Annotated in this window: 19 protein-coding genes; 7 read left to right on the top strand and 12 right to left on the bottom strand. The window is 53.5% G+C overall.

The window, feature by feature from the left end; translation table 11 throughout:
- The first annotated feature begins 33 nt into the window (after nucleotides 1-33).
- On the top strand, nucleotides 34-855 hold the full coding sequence (locus KCG39_RS05610) for a hypothetical protein (RefSeq protein WP_004120073.1): 822 nt from the start codon (nucleotides 34-36) through the stop codon (nucleotides 853-855).
- A gap of 110 nt (nucleotides 856-965) precedes the next feature.
- Here KCG39_RS05610 and KCG39_RS05605 read toward each other — a convergent pair whose 3' ends face one another.
- On the bottom strand, nucleotides 966-1,295 hold the full coding sequence (locus tag KCG39_RS05605; protein ID WP_004120075.1) for an NIPSNAP family protein: 330 nt from the start codon (nucleotides 1,293-1,295) through the stop codon (nucleotides 966-968).
- Nucleotides 1,296-1,583: 288 nt separating this feature from the next.
- Here KCG39_RS05605 and KCG39_RS05600 point away from each other — a divergent pair, with 288 nt between their 5' ends.
- The 6 genes from KCG39_RS05600 to ompC all read left to right on the top strand — a co-directional run bounded on the left by KCG39_RS05600 (nucleotide 1,584) and on the right by ompC (nucleotide 7,903).
- Nucleotides 1,584-2,393 carry an ABC transporter ATP-binding protein gene (locus tag KCG39_RS05600; RefSeq protein ID WP_004120077.1) on the top strand — a complete coding sequence of 270 codons (810 nt, stop codon included), beginning with the start codon at nucleotides 1,584-1,586 and terminating at the stop codon, nucleotides 2,391-2,393.
- Between the two features lie 24 nt (nucleotides 2,394-2,417).
- Nucleotides 2,418-3,374: an ABC transporter substrate-binding protein gene (locus KCG39_RS05595; protein ID WP_087828142.1), complete on the top strand. Its 957-nt coding sequence runs from the start codon at nucleotides 2,418-2,420 to the stop codon at nucleotides 3,372-3,374.
- Nucleotides 3,371-4,378 carry a FecCD family ABC transporter permease gene (locus tag KCG39_RS05590; protein ID WP_004120081.1) on the top strand — a complete coding sequence of 336 codons (1,008 nt, stop codon included), beginning with the start codon at nucleotides 3,371-3,373 and terminating at the stop codon, nucleotides 4,376-4,378. The genes KCG39_RS05595 and KCG39_RS05590 overlap by 4 nt, the downstream gene beginning before the upstream one ends.
- Before the next feature lie 431 nt (nucleotides 4,379-4,809).
- Nucleotides 4,810-5,316 (top strand): helix-turn-helix domain-containing protein, encoded by a 507-nt coding sequence (locus tag KCG39_RS05585; RefSeq protein ID WP_049115219.1) that lies wholly within the window; start codon nucleotides 4,810-4,812, stop codon nucleotides 5,314-5,316.
- 326 nt (nucleotides 5,317-5,642) lie between these two features.
- The gene (locus KCG39_RS05580; protein ID WP_142468297.1) at nucleotides 5,643-6,119 is read left to right on the top strand and encodes a WbuC family cupin fold metalloprotein; all 477 of its coding nucleotides are present in this window, start codon (nucleotides 5,643-5,645) and stop codon (nucleotides 6,117-6,119) included.
- Nucleotides 6,120-6,817: 698 nt separating this feature from the next.
- A complete protein-coding gene (ompC, locus tag KCG39_RS05575; RefSeq protein WP_004120086.1) occupies nucleotides 6,818-7,903 on the top strand; it encodes a porin OmpC in 1,086 nt (361 codons plus the stop codon).
- Between the two features lie 123 nt (nucleotides 7,904-8,026).
- On the opposite strand, the gene KCG39_RS05570 is transcribed toward ompC, so the two are convergent.
- The 11 genes from KCG39_RS05570 to KCG39_RS05520 all read right to left on the bottom strand — a co-directional run bounded on the left by KCG39_RS05570 (nucleotide 8,027) and on the right by KCG39_RS05520 (nucleotide 19,680).
- Nucleotides 8,027-9,289, bottom strand: coding sequence for a PTS galactitol transporter subunit IIC (locus KCG39_RS05570; protein WP_004113196.1), 1,263 nt, complete (start codon nucleotides 9,287-9,289; stop codon nucleotides 8,027-8,029).
- A gap of 89 nt (nucleotides 9,290-9,378) precedes the next feature.
- Entirely contained in the window at nucleotides 9,379-10,374 is a 996-nt protein-coding gene (locus KCG39_RS05565; RefSeq protein WP_004120090.1) for a 2-hydroxyacid dehydrogenase, read from the bottom strand.
- Nucleotides 10,375-10,390: 16 nt separating this feature from the next.
- Nucleotides 10,391-11,152 (bottom strand): SDR family NAD(P)-dependent oxidoreductase, encoded by a 762-nt coding sequence (locus tag KCG39_RS05560; protein ID WP_004120092.1) that lies wholly within the window; start codon nucleotides 11,150-11,152, stop codon nucleotides 10,391-10,393.
- 11 nt (nucleotides 11,153-11,163) lie between these two features.
- Nucleotides 11,164-12,702, bottom strand: a complete 1,539-nt coding sequence (locus tag KCG39_RS05555; RefSeq protein WP_142468296.1) for an FGGY-family carbohydrate kinase — start codon at nucleotides 12,700-12,702, stop codon at nucleotides 11,164-11,166.
- Between the two features lie 20 nt (nucleotides 12,703-12,722).
- Complete coding sequence (locus KCG39_RS05550) at nucleotides 12,723-13,274, bottom strand: glycerol-3-phosphate responsive antiterminator (RefSeq protein ID WP_142468295.1); 552 nt, start codon at nucleotides 13,272-13,274, stop codon at nucleotides 12,723-12,725.
- Between the two features lie 14 nt (nucleotides 13,275-13,288).
- On the bottom strand, nucleotides 13,289-14,080 hold the full coding sequence (locus KCG39_RS05545) for a class I fructose-bisphosphate aldolase (RefSeq protein ID WP_142468294.1): 792 nt from the start codon (nucleotides 14,078-14,080) through the stop codon (nucleotides 13,289-13,291).
- Between the two features lie 314 nt (nucleotides 14,081-14,394).
- Entirely contained in the window at nucleotides 14,395-14,535 is a 141-nt protein-coding gene (locus KCG39_RS05540) for a hypothetical protein (protein WP_004120108.1), read from the bottom strand.
- Between the two features lie 242 nt (nucleotides 14,536-14,777).
- On the bottom strand, nucleotides 14,778-15,698 hold the full coding sequence (locus KCG39_RS05535) for a carbohydrate kinase family protein (RefSeq protein WP_049115222.1): 921 nt from the start codon (nucleotides 15,696-15,698) through the stop codon (nucleotides 14,778-14,780).
- The gene (locus KCG39_RS05530; protein ID WP_049115224.1) at nucleotides 15,698-17,065 is read right to left on the bottom strand and encodes a hypothetical protein; all 1,368 of its coding nucleotides are present in this window, start codon (nucleotides 17,063-17,065) and stop codon (nucleotides 15,698-15,700) included. The genes KCG39_RS05535 and KCG39_RS05530 overlap by 1 nt, the downstream gene beginning before the upstream one ends.
- Before the next feature lie 76 nt (nucleotides 17,066-17,141).
- Nucleotides 17,142-18,161: an ABC transporter permease subunit gene (locus KCG39_RS05525; RefSeq protein WP_142468293.1), complete on the bottom strand. Its 1,020-nt coding sequence runs from the start codon at nucleotides 18,159-18,161 to the stop codon at nucleotides 17,142-17,144.
- Nucleotides 18,148-19,680, bottom strand: a complete 1,533-nt coding sequence (locus KCG39_RS05520; RefSeq protein WP_142468292.1) for a sugar ABC transporter ATP-binding protein — start codon at nucleotides 19,678-19,680, stop codon at nucleotides 18,148-18,150. The genes KCG39_RS05525 and KCG39_RS05520 overlap by 14 nt, the downstream gene beginning before the upstream one ends.
- Between the last annotated feature and the right edge of the window lie 52 nt (nucleotides 19,681-19,732).

Raw genomic sequence — 19,732 nt, 5'->3', positions numbered from 1 at the left:
ATATGATTGGTTATATTTTCTTTAGAGGATCGTATGGAAATTAAGCTGCACGCTAATGCTACCACCACCCCCAGAACGCGAAAATATCTCCAGGAGTCGACCAAAAGCGACCGTGAACTGGCGCAGGAACTGGGGATTTCCATTACTACGGTACGCCGCTGGCGCAACCGCAGCCAGATTTCCGATAACCACACTACGCCGCATTTGATACACAAGGTATTGAGACAAGAGCAGGAGATCCTGATAAACGCCCTGCGCGATGCGCTGCGCGCGCCGCTGGATGAGCTGCTGTTTATGGTGAATGAGGGGCTGGGCATCGCCATCTCCCGGGCCACCCTGAACCGCTATCTACGCCCGGCCCATGAAGGGCGGAAAAACGCTGCGCCGCAGGGAAAGAAAGCGTTAAAGGCAGGGATGCGCGCTGATACCCTGACGCTGCACTACCGCCAACTGGCGCTGTCGATGGATGATGGTGGTGAACATCATCTGCTGTGGGCGCAGGAGCCGATTAGCGGCTGGTGCTTTGGCCGCATCTATAGCGGGATCTCTCCCGCGCTGGTGGATAGCTGGCTCACCGAGGCGCTGAACGCCTGTCCGGCGCAGATACAATGTCTTGAGACTTATGCTCATAAGGGCTTCGAGCCGATACGCGCGGATTTGTCATGCGTAACGGTGATGATGGAGGAGCGCGGGGCGGTACAGCTTAGCGAACGATTAGCCGATATTATCCCGGCGCTGGATGAGCCTGACGCCACGCTGCAGCGGCTGTGTACGCTGTGGAACCAGGGGCGGGCGCAAAAGAAACTGGGTGACAATACGCCGCAGGGTTTTCTTGAGTCGATGAATCAGAACTAATGGTGGCGGCGGGGGCAGGCACGGCAGCCGCATTTTGCCCAGGTCCCAGAATATCTGCGACAGCAAAAGAGACCGCGTTTTTTGTTGGGCCACGCCAGCGACCCTGGAGGTCAGCCGTTTCGCAGTCCATCAATCGCGCTGTCGCTCAGCACCATCACCGTTTTTACGCTGACGCTGATCCTATCAATAATGGCCTGTCGCGGGCCTTCGCGCCAGGCGGGGCTACTATAAAAGCGCGCCTGGGAAGCGTTTAAATGCGCCAGGTCGTCATAGGCCCGTATCAGATAATAAGCGTCGTTATCATCAACTGAATTACCGAAGGAGACGATATCCATGCCGGCGGCACGGTGGCAGGGCGCGCTTTGTTCTTTCATTATCCGGTGAAAATCGTTCCCGGAACCCGGTTTAAGGGTATAAAGCAAAAACTCTACCGTTTTCATCCTGACATTTCCTGTGCAAATCCGTTGAAGGCTGCAGCAATACACCACAGCGCCGCGTTGAACACAACTCCCAATGTTTTGGCACTTCGCTCTGGCCAGCCCCGAAGAGCAGTTGCAAATCACTGCTTATAATTGTTATGTTATAACATAATAAATAAAACATTATAAAATCTGTGACTATTCACCTTTCTTTTTAAATGATAATGATTATCATCTATTTTCTGCGGTGAAAATGAACAAGAGAACGCGTTTCACTAATCCGTACCCAGGAGCGAGGGAGAACGGCTAATGGAGGAGAGTTTGACAAAGGGTGTTACGACCAATGATCCGGTACTTAGCGTCAGTATCGCATCGTTGCCGCGTCCCGGCGGCGGGGAAATTCTCGCCGACATTCATTTTAGTGCCGGTAAAGGAGAGTGTCTGGCGGTCATTGGCCCGAACGGCAGCGGAAAAACTTCTTTATTGCGCGCGATAGATCATGAACTGACGGTGCGGGAGGGCGACGTTCGCTTATATGGCCGATCCGTCGCCGCCTTAACCCGGCAGCAGCGGGCCCGGCAGATAGCCGTACTGGCGCAGAACGACGCCCCCGATATGCGTCTGGCGCTTGAGGATTATGTCGCTCTTGGACGTATTCCCCACGCCCGGGATATGTCACGGCGCGAACATGAAAGCATCGTAACCCGGGCGATTAACGATACGGGATTGCAGAAGCTGCGCACGCGCTCGCTCTCCGCGTTATCCGGGGGCGAGCGACAGCGGGCGGCGCTGGCGCGGGTGCTGGCCCAGTCGCCAAAACTGGTGCTGCTGGATGAACCGACCAACCACCTTGATCCGCATGCCAGGGTTGAACTGCTGGCATTAGTGAAAAGCCAGGGGATCACGGTCGTTGCGGTACTGCACGATCTGTCCCTGATTGAGTCCTTTGCCGACCGGGTTTTGCTTTTATCACAAGGGCGCGCCCTGGCCTGGGACGTGCCGGAGCGCGTGTTGGTTTCAGAACGGCTTTACCCGGTCTTTGGTTTGACCAGCTTTACCGTACCGCATCCCGAAACGGGGAAAGCGCTGCGGATTTTTGAGGTTCCAGGCTATGCGTAATACATTATTGAAGGATAACGAAGCATGAAAAAAGGGTTTGCAGGCATTATGGCGGTTCTTTCCATTTCAGCGGCAAGCGCGGCTGATTTCCCCGTCACTATTGAGAGCTGCGGAACGCCGGTGACATTCACCCAGGCGCCGAAAAGGGCGGTTGTACACGACCTTAATATGTCTGAAATGGCTTTTGCTCTCGGGTTGCAGGACCGCATCGTGGGCTTAACCGGCATTACCGGGTGGTACAAAATGACCCCGGAATTTAAACACCAGATGGGAGCAATTCCCGAGCTGGCGCCAAAATATCCCTCGCTGGAAACGCTGCTGGCGGTGAATCCTGATTTCTTTTTCGCAGGCTGGAATTACGGCATGAAGGTCGGCGGCGAGATCACGCCTTCCGTACTCGATAAATACGGCATCAAAACCTTTGTGCTGAGTGAGAGCTGCGTCTTTACCGCGGAGCATAAACGTAAAGCGAGTATGGACCTGCTGTACAACGATGAGCTGACGTTGGGCAAGATCTTTGGCAAGCGGCATGAGGCCCAGACGCTGGTTGACGGCTGGAAGAAAGCGCTGAACGCGTTGCCTAAACCGCCGCGGGGCGTACAGCCTTTGAAAGTGTTTGTCTATGACTCTGGCGAAGATAAGCCCTTTACCAGCGGGCGGTATGCCATGCCGACCGCGATTATTGAAGCGGCCGGAGGGAAAAACGTGATGGAAAGCCTGGAGATGAGCTGGGGAACCACCTCCTGGGAGAGCGTGGCGACGGCGGAGCCCGACTTTATTATTCTTCTCGATTATCAGACCGGCAGCGGCGCTGATTCGCTGCGCCGTTTCCTCGAAAATCATCCGTTAATGAAGCAGACACCGGCGGTGAAGCAGCAGCGCTACCTGAAGCTGCAATATGCTGAATTGACGCCCGGTCCGGCAAATATCAATGCGGCGGAAAAGCTGGCTCATGCGCTGTATCCAGCGGCTAACCAATGAAGGGCACTCCATATCGTTACTGCTGGGCAATGTGGGGCGCGCTGCCGCTGTTAGCCGGTTTGATGTTGCTCAGTGTTGCCAAAGGGAGCGTACCGCTATCGCTGGCCCAGGTTCTTGGAGCCTTGCGGCTGCTGGATGTGCCGGTATCGGAGATGATTGGGCGTATTGTCATTGATTTACGCGTGCCAAGAACGCTGCTCTCAGTGCTGGCGGGCGCCGTGCTGGCCATCGTGGGCGGCCTTTTACAGACCACCACCCGCAACGATCTGGCCGATCCTTTTTTATTTGGTCTCTCCTCCGGCGCATCGGCGGGCGCGGTGCTGGTGATCACCCGATTTGGCGAACGGCTTGGCGCGCTGACGCTGCCGGTGTCGGCATTTGTTGGCGGCCTCTGCTCGGCGGTGGCGGTGATGCTGCTGTTTCATTTTAAAAAGCAGCGCGGCGCCGAGCACTTAGTGATTTGCGGGTTGGCGATCTCCTTTTTATTCGGCGCGCTGACCAGCTATCTGATTTTCTCCGGCGATCAGCGGGCCGCCAGTTCAGTACTGTTCTGGTCGCTGGGAGGGCTCGGTCTGGCGCGCTGGGATAATTTACCGTATGCCGTATTCAGTCTGCTGTTTCTCGGCGGGTTCGTACTGTTACGCTGGCGCTCGCTGGATGGTTTACTGGCCGGCGAGCAGACCGCGCGGTCGCTGGGCATCAACGTCAGCCGCCTGCGAATGGAGGTTTTTTTCTGCTGCGCCCTGGCGACATCGCTGCTGGTGGCCTTGACCGGAGTGATCGGTTTTATCGGCCTAATGGTGCCGCATATGTGCCGCTATTTTTCTGGCGTAAAACATCTGCTGCTGCTTCCTTTATGCGGCCTGTGGGGCGCAGTGCTACTGTGCGGCGGCGATATTGTCAGCAGGACGCTGCTGGCTCCGCAGGAGCTGCCTATAGGGATCATTACGGCCGGCATCGGCGGACTGTTTATTATTATTTTGCTGGCCAGAAACCGGTCATAAACTGAGTCGCGCCGGGTCGCTTCCTGGCGCAGATTTAAACGAAGGGCAAACCAATGCCCGGAAGTCAGTGCGCGCATGCGCTTCGGTTCATGCGCAATCTCCTCCGTTGATAGTTTTATATTTTGATAAATTAAATATTTCAACGTTACTTGTTAAGTATCGTCTTTATCACAGAGTGATATGCTGCTACTTTCTCTTTAACCGACGCTTGGTAAGAAAAATCCTAAAGTAAGCGTGGGTATAAGAGCTGTCTCCGGGCCTGTGAAAATCCCATGGTTTACATTTCGCAGGGATTTTTCTGAAATTCACTCGTCTGGACAATAAATATTAAACAAACTTATAATTCACCCACTTCACTCATGGGTATATCCCCATGGCGCCTATTATACGCATTTCTATAAAGGATGATTGCACTTTCATGAGGGAAAGGAATGTTAACTATTTTCAGCCATAATCATTTTTTTAAAAGAGCCATGCGTCTGAAAATAAACGACATAAAATCGGTCAGAAAAGCGAATCTGGTCGATTTGTGCTTAACAAAGTACGCATCCAGCAGCTGCGCGCAGTTTCATTTTTTGATAAACAGCTTTGAAATGAAAAAGAGTTTTGTTTGTTTCCGGGTTGAAGGTAATATCATTTGTTTGATAAACAAAAGACGCACCGCACATATCGCCAGTATTATCGCCAGAGTGACTGATGGCATCCCCGTGGGAGAGGACATCACGTTAACAGAGAGAGAATTTCAGTATATTTTTATTATGAAATTTACCGTACTGGCAAAAGATTACCCAGAGCTGCTCGGCATTTCGCCCAAGGCCTACAGCAGCTATAAAAGAAGATTAATTGAGAAGTTTGGTTTTAACTCATTTCATGCGCTACTGGCGCTGTCTAATTATTTACACGCTTTTTCGCTGCTCGATAAATTCACGCCGGATTAATTGCTTCATCTGCATGCGCGACCATACCCTTATCTTCGCACTTTCATCTTATTTTTCCGCCTGCCGCGATTGTTAAGGAGCGTACTCACAAAGTCACTCTTTTTCATGTCATCTATTCTAAGCCTTATATCGAGGGCAGGGGGAAAACGGATCCCCACGACAATCTGTTCTGCCATCTCTGGCGCTTTGGGACCGCGGCATCAGCGTCTATAATCCGCACAGCGATGTGTTCCGCGAGCGGCGAGGCTAATCGTCTGTTGAAAATGGCATCAAGTCTTACGACGAGCTGATTGTCGTAAGCTGCCCAAATACAAAAAAAGGCTTATATGAAACAAATGACGTTGTGTGACCTCCAGCAACAAAGCGAACAGGCTGCAGCTTCGCCTCGTTTACGTGCCCATCGTAATTTCCACCCTGATTTAAGCGATCCGGTGCAACGCCTGGCCGTCGCTATGGAGCCGGGTACCTATGTTCGGCCTCACCGTCACCCGCACACTTTTGAACTGCTGACATCCCTTAGCGGACGCTTTGTGGTGTTGACCTTTGATGATGCTGGCAACGTAATCGAGCGCGTGGTGTTAGGCGAAGAGTGTAAGGTGCTGGAGATGGCGGCGGGTACCTGGCATGCCGTGTTGTCGATGGATAAGGGCGGCGTAATTTTTGAGGTTAAATACGGTGGTTACCAGCCTGTTACTGAGCAAGACGCGGCCCCGTGGGCGCCAGCTGAAAACGCGCCGGGAACTGCCGAGCTAATGAAGTGGTACGCCCGGGCGCAAGTGGGTGACGGCGGTTTTACCCTGTAATCGAGGCATTGCGCGGGGGCAGCTCCGCGCCAGCTTTTTTTATCCCTGATATAGATTAAGACGTTCCCGGCGCGTCAGCGGCTTATCAAACGGGTGACAATCTCCATGCGCTATTTATTGATAGTATTTATTCATAGTTAAACTTATCCCCTGAAATAGGGCCTCTGATATCCCTTTCACAGAAGTGTTAAACATATCTTAAACCACTATGTTATAATTTTTACGGTTTTTGTAAAGAATTTTCAATAACGCAATATGGTAATCTCAGTACTATAATTTATCTGCTGGGAAGGATCGGAATATACTCATTAAGAGCTGTTCAGGTGAATCAATGCATTTATGAATAAACATTAATGCGTGATTGGTTAAATTTTAACTTGCTGATTTTTATAGGTTTTAACAAATTGCAATCTTTAATTTATCTAATCATTAGAATTTCCTTATGATAATTTATATATTTTGGTTAAACCTTCTGTATCTCTGGGTTACGTAAGACGTTATTCAGAATATTTGCCAATGGAAGCGGGGAGTAATTGATGCACATCAATTAACAACCACCGTTTTCGTCACAATTATGGTATTTGGTATAAAAATTCGGAACTTTTAATTTCAAGTCTCTTTGCGAATTATCGCATAATGGTCTCGCTCAGAAGGTATCTGAGATTTGATATTCTATTAATAGTTAGGGACGAAATAATATGAAATTAAAATTACTAACAGTGGCCGTCTCTACACTTCTTGCTGCAGGAACCGTGCAGGCAGCTGAGGTGTATAACAAGGACGGAAACAAACTCGACCTCTATGGGAAAGTGACCGGCCTGCATTATTTCTCCAGCGATAAGTCAGAAGATGGCGATCAGACCTATGCTCGTCTGGGCTTCAAAGGTGAAACGCAGATCAACGACCAGCTGATCGGCTACGGCCAGTGGGAATATAACTTCAGCGCCAATAACGTTGAAGGCGACAACTCCGGCGACAAAACGCGTCTGGCGTTTGCCGGCCTGAAGTTTGGCGAATTTGGTTCTCTGGACTACGGTCGTAACTATGGCGTTGCCTATGATATCGGTGCCTGGACCGATATGCTGCCGGAGTTCGGCGGTGATACCTGGACCCAGACCGACGTCTTCGCCACCGCGCGTACCACCGGCGTTGCTACCTACCGTAACAACGGTTTCTTCGGGCTGGTTGATGGTCTGAATATCGCCGTACAGTATCAGGGTAAAGAAGAGGGCAACGGTCGCGATTTGGCTAAGCAGCATGGCGATGGCTGGGGTCTGGCCTCTACCTATGAGTACGAAGGTTTTGCCGCAGGCGCAGCCTACGCGGCATCAGATCGTACCGATGCGCAGGTTAAAGCGGGTCGCGACAATCCGAACGCATACGCCCGCGGCGAGAAAGCAGAAGTATGGGCGGCCGGTCTGAAGTATGACGCCAACAACCTCTACCTGGCGACCACCTATGCTGAAACCCGCAATATGACGAAGTTCGGTAGCGGCTATATTGCTAATACCGCGCAGAACTTTGAAGTGGTTGCTCAGTATCAGTTTGATTTCGGTCTGCGTCCGTCCATTGCCTACCTGAAATCAAAAGGCAAAGATCTGGGCCGCTATGGCGACCAGGATCTGGTTGAATACGTTGATGTAGGCGCGACTTACTACTTCAACAAGAACATGTCTACCTACGTGGACTATAAAATCAACCTGCTGGATGACACGAAATTCACCAACGATGCCAAAATCAGTACCGACAACATCGTTGCCGTGGGTATGACCTACCAGTTCTAAGCACAGACGTCTATTGTGCCATGCCTGCCAGCTTACCCTCCTGGCAGGCATTTTTAATGGCGGGCGCGGCGAAAAAAGCCCGACGCCGTTTCCCGCGCCGGGCAGAGTGAGAAGAGAGAGAATTTACGGCGCGGTAGTGAAAAACTCGCCGAACTTCACCGCCAGCCAGCCCACCGGCGTGGTGGCTCCGCCAACGATATTGGTAATTTCTGCCATCCCCTCCGGCACAGGAATATTAGAGTTGACCGCCGCCTGGGTGTATTCCCGCGAAATATCCGTTCCGACGTACAAAATACAGGTGACCACCAGCGTGCCGGTGATAAACATGCGGAACATATTACGTTTACAAAAAGGCGTTACCATCGCCAGCAGGAACATCAGGGAGGCCAGATCGACAAACGGCAGCACGCGGTTGCCTGGCAGAATAATCGCCAGCACCACCGCCATAGGGATCAGCAGCAGCCCGGTTGCCAGCACCGAAGGTTCGCCAATAAGCAGTGCGGTATCCATGCCGATATAGAAATCGCGGTTGGGAAATTTCGCTTTCAGCTTCGCTTCCGCGGCATCGCGCACGATCAGCAGGCCCTGCACTAAAATTTCGATCATTTTCGGTAGCAGCAGCATGGCGGCGGAAACTTTAATCGCCAGCGATACCGCAGCCGAGACATCGTACCCGGCCAGGAAGGCCAGCAGCAGCCCCAGCACGAAGCCCAGAGTGAGTGGCTCCCCGAAGACGCCGAATTTTTTATTAATACTTTCCGGGTCGAAATTAATTTTATTGATCAGTGGGATCTTATCAATAATATAGTTACAGGCAATACCAAACGGTACGTAGGTTATACAGGTAAGATGGGGGAATGATATCCCTTGCAGATTATAGTTTTTTTGCAAATACGGTGCGGTTAAATCCGCCGCCAGCAGGGTTAAGATAAATATGCCGAAGGTAATGCCTACGGAGAGCCAGTAGTTACCGGTGCCGGCATACACAACCGACCCCATAATCAGGAAAATCCAGTAGTTGAATATATCGATATTTACCGTCTTGGTTAATTTAAGCAGCAGCATGGCAATATTAATAACAATAAATCCCACGACTACCGGCAGCATTAGCGGCGAGCCCCAGCCGATAGTGGAGGCGGTCGGCCAGCCGGTATCGACCACCGTCAGGTGCAGGCCGATGCGTTCAACCATGGCCTGCGACGCCGGCCCGAGGTTGGTTAAGAGCAGGCCGATCACCAGTCCCACCCCTTCAAAGCCGATACCGACCAGCATCCCGGCTTTAAATGCGGTGCCGATTTTAACCCCAAAGCACAGTGCGATAATAAAGAATATTACTGGCATCATCACTGATGCCCCCAGACTAATAATGCTGTTGATAATATCCATAATATTTCCTTAAAAGGCGACCGAATTGGGCGCGAGCGAACCCGTGCCCAATGGGCCGTAGAAAAAACCTTAAGCGGCTCTTTTAATATTTAACCGAGTTGCTTCAGCAATATCTCAGAAAAAATCTTCGGCGAATTACTGAAGGCATCAATAGTACTGCCGGCAATATGCGGCGTTATCGTGACGTTATTCAGCGAATAAAACGCGCTATTGTCCGGCAGCGGTTCATCATCAAACGTGTCGAGGGCGGCGCCCATGATTTTACCGTCCCGCAGCGCGGCGATCAGATCGCTTTCATTAATTAATCCGGAACGCGCTGTGTTGACGATAATGGCGCTCTCCTTCATTAATTCAAAATGATGGGCGTTGATCAGGTTTTCCGTTTCCGGAGTCATGCGGGCATGCAGCGAAATCACGTCCGCACGGCGAACCAGCTCGTCGAGAGTATCCACCTTTTCATAGCTGTCATGGCCGGGGACGTACTTATCGTAAAAGATAATCTCGCTGCCGAAACCGCGCAGGAAGCCGGCCACCAGCTGCGCGATATGCCCTAGCCCGACCAGACCTACCACTTTGCCGCCCAGTTCAGGAATGGCCCGGTGGTTAGGGCTCTCTTTACGCCAGAACTTATCGCGCAGCGCATCGTGCGAGCGGGCGATATTGCGCATTTCCGCCAGAATCATGCCGACGGTAAACTCCGCCACGCTGCGGGCGTTACGCCCCGGCGTGTTCATCACCTCAATTCCGCGCGCTTTTGCCTCCGCCTGATTAACGTTTTCAATGCCGCCGCGCAGCACGCCAACGTATTTAAGTTTTGGCAGCTTGTCGAATACCGCCACGTTAACCGGGGCGAACTGGACTATCAGGATCTCCGTCTCCTCAGCACCCTGAAGCAGAGCGGCAGGCAGCGCCAGCGCCTCAGAACCTTGCTGTTCAACCAGTAAATTATCCTCTTGCAGTTTTTCAATCGACTCATGCGACCATTCGCGCACTTCCACTGTAATACCTTTATCTTTCAGCGCTTTCAGACCCGTGTCCATCATCGCTGCATTGATAAACAGATCGGCAATTGCCAGACATTTCATAATCATTCTCCATAAATTAACGCATCAACATACCGCCGGTGACATCCAGAGTCGCTCCCGTCATATAGCTGGTTTTCGGTGAGACCATGAAGACGCCGATGTCGGCAATTTCGTGCGGTTGGGCCACCCGGCCCACCGGTATACGGCTGACGTAATAGTCAGGATTCTGCTCAATGTTTTTACGGATCATCGCGGTATCCATAATGCCGACGGCGATGTTGTTGACATTGATTTTCTGTTTCGCCACCTCGCGTGCCAACGAGATAGAAAATGCCACCAGGCCCGCTTTACTGGCCGCGTAATGTGCATGACCGGTGGTCGAACCGTGGAAGGCCGCCTGAGACGTGATATTCAGAATGCTGCCGGCCTGATCTTTCGCCAGGCAGTGGTTGACAAACAGCTGGCTCAGGTGGAACACCGCCTTCAGGTTGATGTTCATCACGCTGTCCCACTCCTGCTGGGTAATTTCAGTGACGTAGCCGCTTAGCCAGATCCCGGCGTTGTTGACCAGAATATCGGCGTTCCCCAGCCGCTCAATGCAGGTCGCGAACAGATTCTCCCGGCTTTGCTCATCGGAAAGATCGGTTTTCACCGCAATAATTTCGACGCTGGCGCTACTTTTTACCGTAGCAATCAGCTGTTCCGGGCGCTCCTCATCACGCATATAGGTGAAGCAGATGTTGACCCCTTCTCGGGCGAGTGAAAGGACAAACTCTTTGCCGAGGCCCGTAGCGCCTCCGGTAACGATAGCCGTGCGGTGGTGTAAATTCAGATCCATACTTTCCTCGCTTAATGCGTGATGTAGTTACTGCAGCTTTTCCACGGAGACTGCATTTCCGATAGTAGATTTTTGTAGAGCTGATACTTATCCTGATAGACCTTGTTATTGTCCGGGTTCGGCGTGACCGTTCGCGAAACGTGAACCATCTCATTTGAGGCGGCAAAGACGTCATCAAACCAGCCAACCATCACCGCGGCGGTCATCGCGGTGCCCAGGGTGCCGTGCTCTTTCACGTCGACAATCTCCAGAGTGGACTGGAAAATGTCGGCGAATATCTGCAGCCAGACCGCAGAGTTAGTGACGCCGCCCGCAATCCGAATGGTGCGACTGAGATCAGGGTTGATGTTGCGTAACCGTTCGGTGTGATACAGATGGCTGAAAGCGACCCCTTCATAAATTGCGCGCAGAAAATGCGCTTTTTTATGGAAACTATTCAGGCCGATAAACCCCGCAGAGGCGTCCGGGATGGTGTTGGAACCGAAGACAAACGGGAAGAACAGCAGGTGGCTCTCGGCGGGCGTTGTCGTGGAGACCAGATCATTGCATAGATCGTAGACTGACGATCCCCGTACGGCGGCGGCGGTGCGATCGCCTTCCATAAAGTTATTGATAAACCACTCCAGATTACTGGCGGAAGTGGGGCTGGCCTCGGTAATTAACCATTTGCCCTCAATCGGATAAATCGAGGTCATAAAGAGATCCTGGTCGATAACCGGATGGTCGGTCACGTATTCATTGATGCTCCATGTTCCGGTAATAATCGCCAGCTTATCCAGGGTATTGATGCCGGAAGCGACGGATGACGCCGAGATATCAAACACCCCGCCCGAGACCGGCGTTCCGGCACACAAACCGGTGAGCTGCGCGACGTCGTCGGTAATGTAGCCGCAGCAATCGGTGGAGAGCCTGATGGGCGGAAGTTTATCGCGCAGATCGCCGAGTCCCCACCAGGCCAGCAGCGAGGCGTCATAGTCGCGGTCGCGAACGTTGATCAGGTTAGTCCCTGAGATATCGGTAAGTTCGAGAAAGGCTTCGCCAGTCAGATAAAAACGAATCAGATCTTTGACCATGAAAATGTAGCGCGCTTTACACAGCGTTTCCGGCTCGTTCTCTTTCAGCCAGGCGAGGAGGGCGACGGGCTGACCTGCCCAGATAGACTGCATAGTTTTGGGCAAAATATCGCTAACAAACGTCGGGTCGCGGTACCACTTTTCTACCCAGGCCTTAGCCCGGCTATCGGTGGAGATAATTCCGTTGCGCACCGGGGCACCGGTTTCATCCACCATATACAGCCCGTTGCCGTGACCGGTTACCGCTACGCCTTTGATTTGGCCGGCGTCGATACCCGACTGCGCGATGGCTTTTTTAATGACTTCGACGTTAGCCGCCCAGAGTTCGTTGATATCTCGCTCGGTGTGAAATTCCTTCGGGGTCAGCATCTGCGTTGACTTCGACGCGCTGGCCACCACGTTGCCGGCGCGATCGTAAATCGCCGCTTTTGTAACGGTGCCGCCGTTATCAATGCCCATGACATAGTGTTGTTTCATTCGCGTGGACTCCTTATGCGTTACCATAAACCGGGTTCGCTGGTGGTAATGCCTTTAAATCCGGCATGGAAAATTTTATCTACAAGGTATTTCCGCTTAACAAAGCCTCCGGCGATGAATATCACATCAAAGCCTTTTAAATTCCGGCTAATCAATTCCAGACACTGGCAGGCATATTCAGCAGGTAAGATTTCAATAGCATCTGGCGGGTTATGCTTAACAATATCGATGGAGTAATCCAGCGAACGTGAGTCGATGAGCAATACCCGAAAGATAGTTAACAATCCCTCTTTTTTGGCATAGCGTAGGGCCGAGAGATTGGACGAAATAACACCATTAACCTTGTAGTAATTTTTGAGCAAACTAATTCCCGCCTGGTCAGGTTTAAAACCACCCAAGAGCTCGAGGTGAATAAGCACTTTCTTGCCACTCTGATGACATTTACCGATCAACGATTGCAGGTTGCCGATATTCGCTTCGGATAGCAGTACGTATTCTGATGCGCAGGCCAGCGCCTGTTCAAAATGTTTATATTTTCTGATTGAAGGAATGATGGTGTTATTTAAGAGCATATTAATATCCGATGTTATTTAGCCATGTAGAGGCTGTAGGCATCTTCCGCTGTCGCATTTTCATGGATGATGGCATTCAGACCTGCTACTACTTTTGCCGGCTGTGGGTCCTGAGTGATATTGCGACCCACCGCTACGCCTTTTGCACCCACCTGCATGCAGTGCTGCACAAATTTAAAATAACCGTCGATGCCGGTTTTCGGGCCGCCCAGCACCAGCACCGGCACGCCGGCCGCTTCGACGATAAGGCGGTCGTCCTCGGTGCCGGTGAAGCGGGTTTTGATCACGTCAGCACCCAGCTCAACGGCGATGCGGGCCGAGGCGGCGATAACGGCCGGGTTGTTGGAGTCGTCGCTGGTCACGGGATAGCCGTACGGCAGGGATTCCACGATCAGCGGCACGTTCCAGCGATCGGCGGCCTGCGCCAGCTGCATCGCCATGATGTGCGTTTTCTCTTCATTGAATGCGCCGGGGAAGGTCATGCACACCACGCCTTCCGCAGCCACTTTCAGCGCATCCTCAATGGAAAAGACGGGTGTGGTATCGGGAACGGTATTATCAAAAATATTCACTGTGCTATCGACGCGTAATACAACAGGAACACAATTGAAAACTTCGCGGAAATTTTTCAACATGCCATAAGTGACCAGCGCGCAGTCCAGGCCGCTTTCAACAAGGGCCGGAAGCTGATTTATCGTATTATCAATACCATTTGTTTTGCTTGAAAAATAGTAGCCATCCAGCGCCAGCGTGACGGATTTACCATCTTTTGCGAAAATACGAGAGAGACGACGTTCTTTAGACATTTTTTGACTCCTGAGATAGAAAAAAAACAAAAAGGCCCTCAGAGACTTTCGTCTCTGAGGGCCTTCGATTCACTTACCCTTTTGATAATCGTTCAGTAATCCAAACCATTATCAATTAATTTTTCAGCCTTATGGGTAGGGTTTAAATGGCATTTAATTTAAATCCGTTCCCTTGCTTGAATTAATTACTAGCATGCCAGAGTTCTTTCTGTCTAGCCGTTGTTGATAAACTGAGATGTTTATCACGAATTAAATTTGAGTTTTATCTTATCGATGCTGGCGAGTTTTGATATTAACGCCCATTTTGATTGTGCTTATACTGAGAGCAAAGACTCTACCGCCAGCTGCGCCAGCAGTAGCAGAAAGGCGAGCAGCGTCAGCCATTTCGCCGGATGCAGCTTGCGCTGCGGAATGGGAGTATTACGCAAACGTACAAACCATTGATTCATTTTCATGATTGACCTCCTGTCCCTGATGTCCATTAGCGAGAAGGGCAAAAATTGAGTGCCGATCTAATTGCCTGATACTAATGGATTAGTCGGCAATAACCTATGAATAAATGAAGCTGGTTTAGCTTTCATTCAATAATTGGGATAGAAATCATATCCATAAATACTAATGATAAGGGTCCGTTGATACGCGCGGTTACAGACCCTCATCCGGCTTTCCGTTGTTTACAGTCCTGGTCTCTGCCGCTTCAGAGTTCATGGTCCCAGGGCGGGTTAGCTCCTGGCCTCGAAACCGTCACCGCGGCGGCGCGCATACCGAGATCGACCGCGCGGCGCACCTGATCACGTGACAGTGTCACTAGTTTCTCCTTCTCCAGGAGCCCGGCCTGCGAGAGGCTGGCGAGAATACCGGCATTCACCGTATCACCCGCGCCGACGGTATCGGCCACCGCTACGCGTATAGCGGGCACATGCAGATGAAAATCAGCGGTCCAGGCATCAGCGCCGTCAGCCCCGCGGGTGACCACGATAAGCTTCGGCCCCAGCGCCAGCCAACGGCGTATTACCTCGTGTTCTTCGCCGGGTTCGGCAAACCACGCGAGATCCTCATCGGAAAGCTTGACGATATCCGCCAGCGCGATCATCCGCATCATGCGCGCCAGGTGTTTCTGCCGGTCCGGGATGAAAATTTCACGAATATTAGGGTCGAGGAACATCACCCGACGCGGTGCTTCCCTTACCATCAGCGCTTCATAAATGCTGCCGCACGGTTCGGCGATCAGGCTGATGCAGCCGAACAGAACGGCGGAGACGTCATCCCCGAGCGTCGGCAGGTCGTTTTCGGTCAGCATTCGACCGGCGCTATTCTCATCGTAAAAGGTATAGCGGGCCTGACCGCCTACCAGCCTGACGAAGGCGAGAGTGGTAGGCAGCGGCGCGCGGGTTGAGGGCGAATAATCCACGCCGGAGGCGTCAAGCGTGTGGCGTAGCATGTCACCCATAAAATCGTCCGATAAACCGGAAAACAGACTGACCGCCACCCCCTGGCGCCCGAGGGCAATGGCGGTATTGAACGCCGCGCCGCCGACGCAGGGCGTAAAGGCGGGAGCATTTTCACGGCTCCGGCAGGGCAGCATGTCGATGAGGGCTTCTCCGCAGCAGAGGATCATCAGTTATCTCCTTTACGAACCGTGACTACCGGCGGGGTTTCCAGCCGATCGGCTATCTGCATCCAGTTGTCGGCGAAGATCCCGCAGGCGGTCTTGATCTCGACGCCGACGGGGAGCTCCGGACACTCATTTTCGCCGTTGCTGCCCCAGTTAACCCATCCGGACTGACGGCGCTGGACTATCTGAAACGCGCCGGAGGGGCGGGAGGTCCACCAGATCATCGCCCGGCCGCTCGCCGAATCGTACTCGACGGTTTTACTGGCCGGCCCGGGGAAGATGGTTTCATCCGCGACAGCGGAAACGTTAACGGGCGAGTTGGTCAGCAGCCATTCCCGCTCGGTCAGATCGGCCCGAAGATGCGCGCGGGCGCGCACCTGACTCAGCCGCTGGCGAATCTCCGCTTCATCCAGCACGTGCTCCCAGCGGCAGAACATCCGCCAGTAGAGATCCCAGTGGGCAGAAGCCATATCGGCGAGCTGTTCGCGGAATTCGGCAAATTTCGGGCTTTGATTTTCCGACGTGGCGACGGTATTGGCCACCATGGCGACCAGCTCTTCGGCGTAGGGGTCGCCCGCACGATAGCGGGTGCCCCCGTACGCCGCGAAGCGATCGAACAGCAGTTTTCCCGGGCCGCTCTCAAATTCGTCGCCGACGGTGATCTTGTTGGTCACCGAACGGCCGTTGATGATCGTCGAAAAATCATCTACACAGTAGCGCCGCTGAAACCAGGGCGTGTTCCAGCTAAATTTCCAGTCGATGGCGAAGCGCTTACCGCGCAGCTCCGGTAATAATCCGTCGGGGATCGCGCCGCGCATGCGGTAGTGATGATAGACAGGACCCTGTTCAACGATCTCAATATCAACGACGGTATGCTCCGGCGGGTTAATCAGCCCGTTCTCCGGGGTAAAGAACGGACCGTAAAAACCGCCGATGGCATTATTCCCCGAAGGAAGCAGTTCGACGCCGTCCTGCAGAGCGCGGAAATGGCGCAGCCCCCATTTTGATGAACCGACGCCCTGAGCGGTTCCCCGACACATTTCCAGATCGAAACAGCCGGTATTGAGGCGCACAAAACAGTCGCTCTCCCGGCCGGGCAGCGTTTGGATACCGGATATTTCATCGACTTCAGCTGCCGTGAGCGGCCGCTCAAGCCGCATCTTAAAGGTACCGCTGAAGCTGACCGTCGCGATAAAAGCGGTACTGCTTGTCGACGATTCATGTTCGAGACGCTGGCAAAGGATCCGCTCGTCTTCACCGGTAATGGCCCACCACAGGGGTTCCGCTAGCCTCTCAGGGAGGGTAAACGTAATCGGTTCGCGATCCCGGGGGCCATTCATCGGATCCGTCAGGGTAATGTGGTATGTCATGGGGTGTACTCCATCAGATTTTAAGCAAACGAAAACCCGCCGCCGATGCGGCGGATAGACAAAGCGTCAGGGAAAGCTAGCGGGGACGGGCGATCTCTTTTTTCCGCCAGAAGGTAAACAGTTCCGGATGCTGCTTCAGTCCGTCAATCGCCACGGCGAGTATGATGACGATGCCTTTGATTAAGAGTTGGGTGAAAAAGGGCACGCTGAGCAGAATCAGACCGGTACTGAGTACGCCAAGTATTATCGAGCCAATCAGAGTGCCGATAATTCGCCCGCGCCCACCGGCGAGGCTGGTACCTCCCAGGACAACGGCCGCAATGGCGTCCAGCTCATATCCCGTTCCGGCAGTAGGCTGGGCGGAAATCACCCTGGCGGCGAAGATAATGCCCGCCAGGCCCGCGCAGACGCCAGCAATCATATACACCGCCGCCAGCACGCGCTTGACCCGTACGCCGGCCAGGCGGGCGGCCTGGGCGTTGCCGCCGACGGCGTAAATGTGACGGCCAAAGCGGGTGCGTTCGAGAATGAACCACGCCAGCAGGTAAACCACCAGCATGATAATGACCGGGATGGGAATCCCGATAAGATAGCCGTTGCCCAGCTCGCGGAAGCTAAGGCTACTCGACACAATAGGCTGCCCTTCAGTAATGGTGTAGGCCATACCGCGCAGGAAGGTCATTGTCCCGAGGGTGACGATAAACGGCGCGAGGGCGAGATAGGCGGTGAGCACGCCGTTAAGCAGACCGCAGAGCGCGCCAACGCCAACCCCGGCCAGAATCGCCAGCGGCGCGGGGATCCCGGCCATCGTCGCCACCACCGAGACCACGCCGGAAACGGCGACGATCGACCCGACGGATAAATCGATACCGCTGGTTAAAATGACGAAGGTCATGCCCGCCGCCAGAATGGCGTTGACGGAAATCGAGCGGGCGATATTCAGCAGATTATCGACGCGGTTGAAGTTTGGCGCGAAGGTCGACATGAGGATCAGCAAAACCAGCAGGACGATTAAGATCCCCACCCGGTCCCACCATTTGGCAAAATCAAACGACGCTTTGACCGGCAGTTCCGTCACAGGTTTATTGTTGTCCATGGCATTCTCCGGATTGACTGGTAAAGGTTCCTGTTGCGTGCAGCATTACTTCTTCTTCCGTGGCTGTACATGAGGGGATCTGGTGGACGATTCGCCCGCCGCGCATGACCAGCACGCGGTCGCTGATGCCGATGGCCTCCGGCAAATCGGAAGAGATCACCAGGATGGCTTTGCCGGCGCGAGCGAGTCTGTCTATCAGCTCGTAAATTTCCCTTTTGGCGCCAATGTCCACGCCGCGGGTTGGTTCATCGAGGATAAGCAACCTCGAGTCGCGCAGCAGCCAGCGCGCCAGCGCCGCTTTCTGCTGATTTCCGCCGGACAGGGCGCTGACGGGCAGTTCAACGGCGTTTTCCCGCAGCCGCAGCCTGCGCATCTGCTCCAGGACGGCAGCGCGGATGGTTTTACGTTTAACCACGCCGCCGGCGACAAAGTGATCCAGCGAGTTGATATCAATGTTGTGCTCAACCGAATGACCGAGAAACAGTCCCTGGGTTTTACGGTCTTCGGTCACCATTCCAATACCGTCGGCAATAGCGGCGGTGGGGTCTGACGGCTGGCTCTCCCTGCCGGCAAGGCGCACGCTTCCCTGGCTGCGCGGATCGGCGCCGAAGAGCAGGCGGGCAACTTCGGTTCGCCCGGAGCCCACCAGACCGGACATGCTCACTACTTCGCCCGCGCTGACCTCAAAGGAGACCGGGCCGGTCGCACTGCCTGCCAGATCCCTGACTTCCAGCAGGACGTCGCCGGGCGTACGCGGCTCGTGCTGATAGAGATCGACGATTTGCCGGCCGACCATCATGCGCACTATATCGGTGGTTGAGACGTTGCCGAGGTTTTCCGTGCCGATCCACGTTCCGTCCCTGAAGACCGTGACCCGGTTTGCCAGCTGCCATACCTCTTCCATGCGGTGCGAGATGTAGACCATGCCGACGCCGTCCTGGCGCATCTGCGCGATCAATCGATAGAGCTGGAGCGTCTCCGCCCGCGACAGGGCGGCGGTCGGCTCATCAAGCACCAGCACTTTGGCGTTTTCACTGACGGCGCGGGCGATCTCCACCATTTGCTGACGCCCGATGCTCAATGATCCGAGCGGCGCCTGCGGGTCGATATCCGCGTTAATCCGATTCAGCTTCTCTCTGGCCTCCCGGTGCATCCGTTTGCGATCGAGAATCCCGGCGAAAGAGGTTGGCTCCTGGCCGAGAAACAGGTTTTCCGCCACCGTCATATCCGGCACCGTGTTCAGCTCCTGGTGGATAATGGCGATACCATATTTGCGCGCGTCCCGGGGCGTGCGAATATCAATCTCTTGTCCATCGATAAAAATAACGCCGCTATCGCGCTGCTCGTTTCCGGAGAGGATTTTCATCAGCGTGGATTTACCCGCGCCGTTTTCCCCCATCAGGGCATGGACCTCTCCGGCAAATAAATCAAAGCGTACGTTGTTCAGCGCGAGCGTCGCGCCGTAGCGTTTTGAAATCCCTTCCAGCCTGAGTAAGGGAGGTGATGATATGTCGGCCATTGTCTTTGCCCTCAGGGATGAACCTGAGGGTCATCCCGTTTGTTGCTTCTTA

The organism is Klebsiella pasteurii (genome assembly GCF_018139045.1).
Lineage (GTDB): Bacteria > Pseudomonadota > Gammaproteobacteria > Enterobacterales > Enterobacteriaceae > Klebsiella > Klebsiella grimontii.
The sequence above is the reverse complement of the archived record's forward strand: the minus strand, read 5'-3'. Positions and strand labels throughout refer to the sequence as shown.

What these genes read in the sequence shown, in the direction of transcription:
- KCG39_RS05585 (WP_049115219.1), top strand. Translation starts at nt 4,810, where the DNA reads ATGTTAACTATTTTCAGCCATAATCATTTTTTTAAAAGAGCCATGCGT.
- KCG39_RS05540 (WP_004120108.1), bottom strand. Translation starts at nt 14,535, where the DNA reads ATGAAAATGAATCAATGGTTTGTACGTTTGCGTAATACTCCCATTCCG.
- KCG39_RS05610 (WP_004120073.1), top strand. Translation starts at nt 34, where the DNA reads ATGGAAATTAAGCTGCACGCTAATGCTACCACCACCCCCAGAACGCGA.
- KCG39_RS05545 (WP_142468294.1), bottom strand. Translation starts at nt 14,080, where the DNA reads ATGTCTAAAGAACGTCGTCTCTCTCGTATTTTCGCAAAAGATGGTAAA.
- KCG39_RS05595 (WP_087828142.1), top strand. Translation starts at nt 2,418, where the DNA reads ATGAAAAAAGGGTTTGCAGGCATTATGGCGGTTCTTTCCATTTCAGCG.
- KCG39_RS05555 (WP_142468296.1), bottom strand. Translation starts at nt 12,702, where the DNA reads ATGAAACAACACTATGTCATGGGCATTGATAACGGCGGCACCGTTACA.
- KCG39_RS05520 (WP_142468292.1), bottom strand. Translation starts at nt 19,680, where the DNA reads ATGGCCGACATATCATCACCTCCCTTACTCAGGCTGGAAGGGATTTCA.
- KCG39_RS05580 (WP_142468297.1), top strand. Translation starts at nt 5,643, where the DNA reads ATGAAACAAATGACGTTGTGTGACCTCCAGCAACAAAGCGAACAGGCT.
- KCG39_RS05590 (WP_004120081.1), top strand. Translation starts at nt 3,371, where the DNA reads ATGAAGGGCACTCCATATCGTTACTGCTGGGCAATGTGGGGCGCGCTG.
- KCG39_RS05525 (WP_142468293.1), bottom strand. Translation starts at nt 18,161, where the DNA reads ATGGACAACAATAAACCTGTGACGGAACTGCCGGTCAAAGCGTCGTTT.
- KCG39_RS05565 (WP_004120090.1), bottom strand. Translation starts at nt 10,374, where the DNA reads ATGAAATGTCTGGCAATTGCCGATCTGTTTATCAATGCAGCGATGATG.
- KCG39_RS05530 (WP_049115224.1), bottom strand. Translation starts at nt 17,065, where the DNA reads ATGACATACCACATTACCCTGACGGATCCGATGAATGGCCCCCGGGAT.
- KCG39_RS05605 (WP_004120075.1), bottom strand. Translation starts at nt 1,295, where the DNA reads ATGAAAACGGTAGAGTTTTTGCTTTATACCCTTAAACCGGGTTCCGGG.
- KCG39_RS05570 (WP_004113196.1), bottom strand. Translation starts at nt 9,289, where the DNA reads ATGGATATTATCAACAGCATTATTAGTCTGGGGGCATCAGTGATGATG.
- KCG39_RS05550 (WP_142468295.1), bottom strand. Translation starts at nt 13,274, where the DNA reads ATGCTCTTAAATAACACCATCATTCCTTCAATCAGAAAATATAAACAT.
- KCG39_RS05535 (WP_049115222.1), bottom strand. Translation starts at nt 15,698, where the DNA reads ATGATCCTCTGCTGCGGAGAAGCCCTCATCGACATGCTGCCCTGCCGG.
- ompC (WP_004120086.1), top strand. Translation starts at nt 6,818, where the DNA reads ATGAAATTAAAATTACTAACAGTGGCCGTCTCTACACTTCTTGCTGCA.
- KCG39_RS05600 (WP_004120077.1), top strand. Translation starts at nt 1,584, where the DNA reads ATGGAGGAGAGTTTGACAAAGGGTGTTACGACCAATGATCCGGTACTT.
- KCG39_RS05560 (WP_004120092.1), bottom strand. Translation starts at nt 11,152, where the DNA reads ATGGATCTGAATTTACACCACCGCACGGCTATCGTTACCGGAGGCGCT.